The following is a 9,149-nucleotide window of genomic DNA, read 5'->3' as shown; positions in this document are numbered from 1 at the left end:
ACGCGCGCGGAGCATCCACTCGGCGTCGCCGCGTACCCTGGAGGCATGCGGGTTCTGGCAGCGATGAGCGGCGGCGTCGACAGCGCCGTGGCGGCGGCGCGCGCCGTCGACGCGGGCCACGACGTCGTCGGCGTGCACCTAGCGCTCAGCCGCATGCCCGGCACCCTGCGCACCGGCAGCCGCGGCTGCTGCACGATCGAAGACAGCCTCGACGCACGGCGCGCGGCCGAGAAGCTCGGAATCCCGTTCTACGTGTGGGATTTCAGCGAGCGTTTTCGCGCCGACGTCGTCGACGACTTCATCGCCGAGTACGCGGCCGGCCGCACCCCGAACCCCTGCATGCGCTGCAATGAGCGCATCAAGTTCGCGGCCGTGCTCGAGAAGGCGATCGCGCTCGGCTTCGACGCCGTGGTGACCGGCCACTACGCGCACATCGTGACCGATGCGGCGGGCAACCGCGAGCTGCACCGTGCGAGCGACGAGGCGAAAGACCAGTCGTACGTGCTCGGGGTGCTCACGACCGAGCAGCTCGCGCACGCGATGTTCCCGCTCGGCACGACGCCGTCGAAGGCGGTCGTGCGCGCTGAGGCCGCGTCGCGGGGCTTGACCGTGGCGCAGAAGCCCGACAGCCACGACATCTGCTTCATCCCCGACGGCGACACGCGCGGCTGGCTCGCCGACCGCATCGAGCCCGTCGAGGGCGCGATCGTCGACCGCTCGGGTGCGGTCGTGGGCGCGCACGATGGTGCGACGAGCTTCACGGTCGGCCAGCGCCGCGGACTCAACCTCGGTGTGCCCGCGCCCGATGGCCGCCCGCGCTTCGTGCTCGAGGTGCGTCCCAGCTCGAACGAGATCGTCGTCGGGCCGCGCGAGGCGCTCGCGATCCGCGAGCTCGCGGGGCACCGCTTCACGTGGGCGGGGCTCGACCCGATCGCGAGCGGCATCACCGCTGCCGACCCGCAGGCTCCGGATGCTCTGCTCCCGTTCGACTGCCACGTACAGGTGCGGGCGCACGCCGACCCCGTGCCGGCGATCGCGAGCGTGCGCGATGGCGAGCTCGTCGTCGAGATCAGCGAGCCGCTGCTCGGGGTGGCTCCCGGTCAGACGGCGGTCATCTACGTCGGCACGCGCGTGCTCGGCCAGTGCACGATCGACCGCACGGTCGCGGCCGACCTCGTCGCTGCGCCGTAGCGAAAGGCACGCTGGGTCTCGCGCGACACGCTGGGTCTCGCCCCGGCATGCTGGGCCTCGCCCGACCGCGCCGGGCCTCGCTCGAGTCCCCGAGCCGCCCCGGGCCCGTCGCTCTCTAGACTGGCGCCGTGACCGCCGAGCTGCTGCGCCTGACCGACGCGCCTGCGACCCGCCCGGGCGCCGATCCCGCCGACGTCTGGCCGCGCCTCACGGCCGCGACGGCGCACCTCGACCCGCCGCTCGGCGTCATCGATCGCGCGGCGTTCGCGTTCAACGCCGCCGACCTCGTGCGTCGCGCCGGGGGAGTGCCCATCAGGGTGGCGAGCAAGTCGATCCGCGTGCGCGGCCTGCTCGAGGCGGTGCTCGCGCACCCCGGCTTCGCGGGCGTGCTCGCCTACACGCTGCCCGAGGCGCTGTGGCTCGCGAGCCCGCGCCCAACGAGCGGCACGAGCGCGGGCGCCCCGGGCAGCGCGGGTAGCGACATCGACGACGTCGTGCTCGGCTACCCCACGACCGATCGCGCGGCCCTCGCGCGGCTCGCGGCCGACGAGCAGCTGGCCGCGCGCGTGACACTGATGATCGACGACGTCGCCCACCTCGACTTGATCGACTCGGTGATACCGCCGGGCGCGAGGCCGAGCATCCGCATCGCCCTCGAACTCGACGCGAGCTGGCGCGGCCCGCTCGGGCACCTCGGGGTGCGGCGCAGCCCGCTGCACGAGCCCGAGCAGCTCGCGGCCCTCGCGCGCACGGTCGCCGAGCGCCCCGGCTTCACGCTCGTCGGCATCATGGCCTACGAGGCGCAGATTGCCGGCCTCGGCGACGCGCCCCCGGGGCGGCCGGTGCGCGGTGCGCTCGTGCGCGGCATCCAGCGCCGGTCACGCGCCGAGCTCGCCGATCGACGTGGTCGCGCCGTCGCCGCGGTACGCGCGATCGCCGACGCCGCGGGCACGCCGTTGCAGTTCGTCAACGGCGGCGGCACCGGTTCGCTCGAGTCGACCGCGGCCGATACGAGCGTCACCGAGCTCGCCGCCGGCAGCGGGCTCATCGGCCCGCACCTGTTCGACACCTACCGCGGGTTCACCCCCGCACCGGCGGCGGCTTTCGCCCTGCCGGTCGTGCGGCGCCCCACCGACGACATCGCCACGCTGCTGGGCGGCGGCTGGATCGCGAGCGGACCCGCGGGCGCCGACCGGCTTCCGCAGGTGGTCTGGCCCGAAGGCCTCCGGATGCTCGGCACCGAGGGCGCCGGAGAGGTGCAGACCCCTCTGCGCGGCGCCGCCGCCCGCACGCTGCACGTCGGCGACCGGGTCTGGCTGCGCCACACCAAGGCCGGAGAGCTCGCCGAGCACCTCGACGCCTACGCCGTCGTCGACGGCGACACCGTGACGGGCGAGCTGCCGACGTATCGCGGCGAAGGGAAGGTGTTCTTGTGAGCGAGAGCCGCGGTGCGAACGGGCCCGCCGATCTTTCGCCAGAGCCGTCGGCCATGCGCTCGATTGTGGCGACGACACACGAGTCGCGGCCGCAACCACGCGGCGCTGGCGCGCCGCGCCCGTGGCGCAACTGGGCGCGCACCGAGCAGGTCACCCCCGTGCGCGTCGAGCGCCCGGCGAGCGGCGACGAGGTCGTCGCCGCGATCGCTCGTGCCCGCACCGAGGGGCTGCCCGTCAAGGCGATCGGGTCGGGCCACTCGTTCACGGGCATCGCCGTCGCGCCGGGCGTGCAGCTCGACCTGACCGACCTGGCCGGCATCAGCGCGATCGACGAGAGCTCGGGACTCGTCACCCTCGCGGCCGGCACGAAGCTGCACGCGGCCTCGGCGATGCTGCACGAGCACGGCCTCGCCTTCGAGAACCTCGGCGACATCGACGTGCAGTCGATCTCGGGCGCGCTCAGCACGGGCACGCACGGCACCGGGCGCGCGTTCGGCGGCCTCGCGACCCAGTTGCGCGCCGTCACGCTCGCCACCGCCGACGGCCGCCTGCTGCCGGTGAGCCCCACCGAGAACGCCGAGCTCTGGCCCGCCGCGCGTCTCGGGCTCGGGGCCCTCGGAGTGCTCGTCGACCTCACCGTGCAGACCGTGCCGACGTTCGTGCTGGCGGCAGACGAGCATCCGGAGCCCCTCGATGCCGTGCTCGACGACTGGCCGAACCGATCGGCGCAGGCCGACCACGTCGAGTTCTACTGGTTTCCGCACACGCGCCTCGCGCTCACGCGCAACAACACGCGCCTGCCGGCCGACGCCCCGCGCACACCGGTCGGGCCCGTCAAACGCTGGGTCGACGACGACCTGCTCGGCAACGGGCTCTACGAGGTGCTCTGCCGCATCGGTTCGATCGCACCCGGCACGATCCCCGGGTTCAACCGGCTCGCGAGCGGGGTCGCCTTCAATCGCCAGGCCGCCGACTACTCGCACCGCGTGTTCGCGAGCGAGCGCACGGTGCGGTTCCGCGAGATGGAGTACTCGGTGCCGCTCGAGGCCGTCGCACCGGTCATGCGCGAACTCGACCGCGTGATCGAGCGCAACGGCTGGCGCATCTCGTTCCCCATCGAGGTGCGCGCGACGGCCGCCGACGACGTGTGGCTCTCGACCGCGCACGGCCGCGCGAGCAGCTACATCGCGGTACACCGTTATCACCGTGAGGATGCTCGCGACTACTTCGCCGCCGCCGAAGCGATCCTGCGCGCTCACGACGGGCGCCCGCACTGGGGCAAGCTGCACACGCGCAGCGCCGCCGACCTGCGGCCGGCGTATGCGCACTTCGACGACTTCCTCGCCGTGCGCGACCGGCTCGACCCCGATCGCGTGTTCACGAACGACTACCTCGACCGGGTGCTCGGCCCATAACCAAGGGCTCTCCTGCCGAATGACGGAGATAGCGCGGGCACAGGGCAGCAATCGGGCGTCGCCCCTCGGATTCTCCGTCGTACGGCGGAGTGTGCGCCGTCAGGGGCCGCTCGTAGACTGTGCGCGTGGCTGAGACCCCCGAACGCAGTGTCGATGACCTGAGCCGCGACGAGGCCCGCACCGAGGTCGAGGCGCTCACGAGTCGCATCCTCGAGCTGCGGGATGCGTACTACGCGCGCGACGCGCTGCTGGAGGACGACGCCACCTACGACGCTCTCGTGCGGCGGCTCGAGCTCATCGAGCACGCGTTCCCCGAGCTGCAGAGCCACGACTCCCCGACGCAGACGGTCGGCGGCACGGCCGTGACCACGCTGTTTGCCCCGGTCGAGCACGCCGAGCGCATGCTGAGCCTCGACAACGTGTTCAGCGCCGACGAGTTCGCCGACTGGGCGGCCAAGGTCGAGCGCGACGCCGGGCGGCCGGTGCGCTGGCTGTGCGAGCTCAAGATCGATGGGCTCGCCCTCAACCTGCGCTACGAGCGCGGGGTGCTCGTCACCGCGGCGACGCGCGGCGACGGGCGCGTGGGCGAAGACGTCACGCCCAACGTGCTGCAACTCTCGGGCATCCCGACCCGCCTCGCCGGCGACCCCGCCGAGCTGCCCGACCTCGTCGAGGTGCGCGGCGAGGTCTTCATTCCGAAAGCGGCCTTCGACGAGCTCAACGCGCTGCAGCGCGCCGCGGGCGAGCGCGAGTTCGCCAACCCGCGCAACGCCGCGAGCGGCAGCCTGCGGCAGAAGGCCGAGGGCAAGAACGACGATCAGCTCGCGCGCATGCGCGACCGCCTCAGCCGGCTGCGCATGCTCGTGCACGGTATCGGCGCCTGGCCGAACCCGCCCGTCACCGCGCAGAGCGAGGTCTACGGGCTGCTCGAGCGCTGGGGGCTGCCGATCAGCAGCCACTTTCGCGTGCACGACACCGCGGCCGCAGCCGCCGAGTTCATCGCTTTCCATGGTGAGCACCGCCACGACGTGGAGCACGAGATCGACGGCGTCGTCGTCAAGGTCGACGAGCTCGAGCTGCACGCCGAGCTCGGCGCCACGAGCCGTGCCCCGCGCTGGGCGATCGCCTACAAGTACCCGCCCGAGCAGGTCAACACCACGCTGCTCGACATCGTCGTCAGTGTCGGCCGCACGGGTCGGGCCACGCCGTTCGCCGTCATGGAGAAGGTGCGCGTCGCCGGCAGCGAAGTGCGGCAGGCCACGCTGCACAACCAGGACGTCGTCAAGGCCAAGGGCGTGCTCATCGGCGACACGGTCGTGCTGCGCAAGGCCGGCGACGTTATCCCCGAAGTGCTCGGGCCGGTCGTCGAGCTACGCGACGGCACCGAGCGCGAGTTCGTCATGCCCACGAACTGCCCCGAGTGCGGTACGCCGCTTGCTCCGGCGAAAGAGGGCGACATCGATTTGCGCTGCCCCAACGCGCGCAGCTGCCCCGCCCAGGTGCGCGGGCGGGTCGAGCACATCGGCAGCCGGGGGGCGCTCGATATCGAAGGCCTCGGCGAGATCAGCGCGGCCGCGCTCACGCAGCCGCTGGTTCCGGATGCTCCGCCTCTCGACACCGAGGCGGCACTGTTCGAACTCACGGTCGACCAGTTGCTGCCCATCGAGGTCGTCGTGCGCGACGCCGAGACCGGGCTGCCGAAGCTCGACGACGACGGCGAGGCCAAGCGCCGATCGCCGTTCCGGCGGGTCGAGCAGCAGTACGGCCCCGAGGCCGCCGGGCTCGACGCCGCCGAGTTGCGCGCGCGCGGCATCCGCAAGCAGCCGGTGACGGTGCCGAGCGCGCTCGCCCTGCAGCTGCTCGACGAGCTCGAGAAGGCTCGACGCAAGCCGCTGTGGCGTCTGCTCGTCTCGCTCAACATTCGTCACGTCGGGCCCGTCGCGGCCCGGGCGCTCGCCGACTGGTTCGGCTCACTCGACGCGATTCGCGCGGCGTCGCTCGACGAGCTCGCCGCCGTCGACGGCGTCGGGGCGATCATCGCCGAGGCGGTGCACGAGTGGTTCGCGGTTGACTGGCACGTCGACATCGTCGAGCGCTGGGCCGCCGCGGGCGTGCAGTTCGCCACCCCCGGGCACGCCGGCCCGGGTGCGGCGGCTGCGGCCGGGGGAGTGCTCGCGGGCCTCACCGTCGTCGCCACCGGATCGCTCGAGGGCTTCACGCGCGAGGGGGCCCAGGAGGCGATCATCGCGGCGGGCGGCAAGGCCGCGTCGAGCGTCTCGAAGAAGACCGATTTCGTCGCCGCGGGGCCCGGAGCGGGCTCGAAGCTCGCCAAGGCCGAGGAGCTCGGTGTGCGCATCATCGATGCAGCGCAGTTCGCCATTCTCGTGCGCGAAGGCCCCGAAGCGTTGCGTCTCGAGCCAGCCGACCCCGCCTGACGTGCGCGGGGCGCCATATGACGCCCGTGTAACGGCTGGATGTCGAGTGAGAAGAATGTTCAGTACACCCCCCCAAATGGGGTCATTCTTCGCCTAGCATGGAAAAGCGCTGATGGGACCGTCTCGGGGGATGCCCGGACCAATGCGCAAAAGGGGAATCGGGCGTGCTGTTCGACGCGACGGCAGTGTTGATCGCCTCGCTCACCGTGGCCACGGTGGCGGGGAATCCCGTCGCGCTCGAATCTGCTCCTGATCGCCCCACCATCAGCATTACGACCCCCGCAGAAGTGCGGGAGATCGACCTGCCCACCAGTCCGCAGCAGGGTGCCAGCGCCTCGGCTCCCGCCACCCCCCGGTCGGCGGCGAGCATCGCGAACCTCACCGGTGCCCCCCTGCTGCACGCCCTCACCGCGATGCCCCCCACCGCGGTGAGCGACTATGTAGAGGCGAACCCCCGGCGTCTCCACGACCTGCTCGCAGCGCCCCCCGGCGCTCCGCAGGTGGCCGGCTGGTGGGCAGGTCTCGATCGCACGGCGCAGCGCGCGCTCGCGACCGCGGCGCCCGAGCTCATCGGCAACCTCGACGGCATCCCCGTCGCGGTGCGCAACGAGGTCAATCGCGACTTTCTGCGGGCCACGATCCGCGAGCTCGAGCTCGAGGGCTCGGATGCGGGTCGAGCGATCGCGACGCAGAATCTGCAGCGCCTGCAGATGCTCTACGCCATCGCCGATGCGCTCGGTCCGGCCACGGCCAACCCGCCCCGTTCGCTGCTGCAGCTCGACACGCACGAGGCCGGAAAGGTCGCGATCGTGCTTGGCGACCTCGACACGGCCGACTACGTCAGCTACCTCGTGCCCGGCATGTTCATCACGGTCGGCGGCAACGTCGTCGAGTGGACCGACACGGCGGCGCGCCTCTACGACGAGCAGGTGTCGTGGCTCTCGCTGCTCGCCGAGGTCGGCGCGAGCGATGAGGCCGAGACCGTGGCGACCGTGGCGTGGATCGGGTATCAGACCCCCCACCTGCTCAACGTCGGCAGCCTCGACCTGGCCTACGAGGGGCGCGATGCGATCGCGAGCGCGATCGACGGCCTGCAGACGCTGCGTGGCACCGATCAGCCCTTCATCGCGCTGCTCTCGCACTCGTACGGGTCGACCGCGGCCATGCTCGCGCTCGACGAGAGCACCACGGTCGACGCGCTCGCCATGATGGGCTCGCCCGGTGCGCCGGTCGCGAGTGCCGACGACCTCAATGTGCGCGGCGAGATCTTCGTCGGCGAGGCGGCGTGGGATCCGATTCCGAACAGCGCCTTCTTCGGTTCCGACCCCGGGTCGAGCGAGTTCGGGGCGCGCATGATGAGCGTCGCCGGAACGGTCGACGTCATCACCAATCGCGTGCTGAGCGCGTCGATCGGACACAACTACTACTGGGGCGTCGGAACCGAGTCGATGCGCAACCTCGCCCTCATCGGCATCGACAAGGGCGAGCTCGTCACGGATGGCACGCAGCGCGATGCGGGTCGCACGCTCGCCCTGCTGCTCTAGATGCGTCGCAGCCGTTTGGTCGCGTCGGTGGTCGCGACGGTGGTCGTCGAGGCGCCGCGCGTGCGGTTCGCGAACGCCGTCCCGGTGCGAGCGGGGCGCGGCGGTTACCCTGAGCGCATGCGCCGACGCACCGTGACGAGCCTCGCGGCGGTGCTCGTCGCGGTCGGTCTCGCCGGATGCGCGGTGCAGTCGTCGACGCCCGTCACCGATCTCGAGGCGCGCGAACGCTTTCTCGCGGTGCTCGACGAGACCCAGGGTGTCGTCGGCGGATCGTGGCAGACCATGGATGATCCGACGCCGCGCGAGTGCGTCATCCCGCTCTGGGTCGCGGGCGAGCGCTACCCGGCGCTGCGGGTCGGCGAGGCGCCGGCGTCGGTGGGAGCGGCAGCCGATCGGGTCGAGGCCGCGTGGGCCGAGGCGGGCATGCGGGTGACGCGCACGGCGATCGGAGATGTGGTCGAGGTGCGGGGTGAGAGCGCCGAGGGCGAGGTCGTCGTGCTGCGGGTCAGTGAGAGCGCGAGCACTCTGCTCGGCGAGAGCGAGTGCCGGCCGCTCTGAGTCCAGGCCGCTCTGAGTTCAGGCCCGTCTGCGTGCCGGCCGCTCTGAGCGCCGGCCGCCCTGAGCGCCGGTCGTGTCAACGTCGTGCGCTCGCCGCGCGCGTCAGCCTTCGACGAGCAGGTCGAACTCGAGCACCACGTTCGGTCCGCTGAGCCGCACGGTGTCGGCATCGACCCGTCGGGCGCTCGTGACAGCGGCGAGAGCATCCAGGTACCTCTGCTCGAGCTGCATGACACCGTCGTCGACGCACGCCATCTCGGTCTGGAACATCTGCTCGACCCGCAGCGGTTGTTCGACGTCGGCGACACTGCCGATGACGGTGCCGCCGTAGGTGTTGCAGGCGGCGACACCCGAGATGGCATCCCCGTCAACGATCATCGTGACGCCGCCGACCGACAGGTCGAACGCGCCCGCGGCGTCCTCGCCGGTGACGAGCCCCCAGTCGCCGCGCAGCCCGGCGCCGGGGCCGAGACCGAACGCCGAGCATGCGGTGAGCACCGCCGTGGCCGACAGGGCGAGTGCGACGGTCGCGAGCGCGGTGTGCCGGCGGGTGGTGCCGGTGCCGCGGCG

Annotated in this window: 7 protein-coding genes; 6 read left to right on the top strand and 1 reads right to left on the bottom strand. The window is 72.2% G+C overall.

Annotation, left to right across the window (positions count from 1 at the left end; translation table 11 throughout):
- Nucleotides 1-45: 45 nt before the first annotated feature.
- From mnmA to ACK4HH_RS12965, 6 genes are all read left to right on the top strand, one after another.
- The gene (gene mnmA / locus ACK4HH_RS12990) at nucleotides 46-1,191 is read left to right on the top strand and encodes a tRNA 2-thiouridine(34) synthase MnmA (protein WP_409652725.1); all 1,146 of its coding nucleotides are present in this window, start codon (nucleotides 46-48) and stop codon (nucleotides 1,189-1,191) included.
- 128 nt (nucleotides 1,192-1,319) lie between these two features.
- Nucleotides 1,320-2,627, top strand: coding sequence for an amino acid deaminase/aldolase (locus ACK4HH_RS12985; protein ID WP_409652722.1), 1,308 nt, complete (start codon nucleotides 1,320-1,322; stop codon nucleotides 2,625-2,627).
- Nucleotides 2,628-2,680: 53 nt separating this feature from the next.
- A complete protein-coding gene (locus ACK4HH_RS12980; RefSeq protein WP_409652719.1) occupies nucleotides 2,681-4,042 on the top strand; it encodes a D-arabinono-1,4-lactone oxidase in 1,362 nt (453 codons plus the stop codon).
- A gap of 125 nt (nucleotides 4,043-4,167) precedes the next feature.
- Entirely contained in the window at nucleotides 4,168-6,477 is a 2,310-nt protein-coding gene (gene ligA / locus ACK4HH_RS12975; RefSeq protein ID WP_409652717.1) for an NAD-dependent DNA ligase LigA, read from the top strand.
- 164 nt (nucleotides 6,478-6,641) lie between these two features.
- Nucleotides 6,642-8,021: an alpha/beta hydrolase gene (locus ACK4HH_RS12970; RefSeq protein ID WP_409652714.1), complete on the top strand. Its 1,380-nt coding sequence runs from the start codon at nucleotides 6,642-6,644 to the stop codon at nucleotides 8,019-8,021.
- 117 nt (nucleotides 8,022-8,138) lie between these two features.
- Nucleotides 8,139-8,579 carry a hypothetical protein gene (locus ACK4HH_RS12965; protein ID WP_409652712.1) on the top strand — a complete coding sequence of 147 codons (441 nt, stop codon included), beginning with the start codon at nucleotides 8,139-8,141 and terminating at the stop codon, nucleotides 8,577-8,579.
- 102 nt (nucleotides 8,580-8,681) lie between these two features.
- Here ACK4HH_RS12965 and ACK4HH_RS12960 read toward each other — a convergent pair.
- Nucleotides 8,682-9,149: META domain-containing protein (locus ACK4HH_RS12960; protein ID WP_409652709.1), on the bottom strand; the 468-nt coding region annotated here is incomplete at its 5' end.

The organism is Microcella sp. (assembly GCF_046296455.1).
Lineage (GTDB): Bacteria > Actinomycetota > Actinomycetes > Actinomycetales > Microbacteriaceae > Microcella.
The sequence above is the reverse complement of the archived record's forward strand: the minus strand, read 5'-3'. Positions and strand labels throughout refer to the sequence as shown.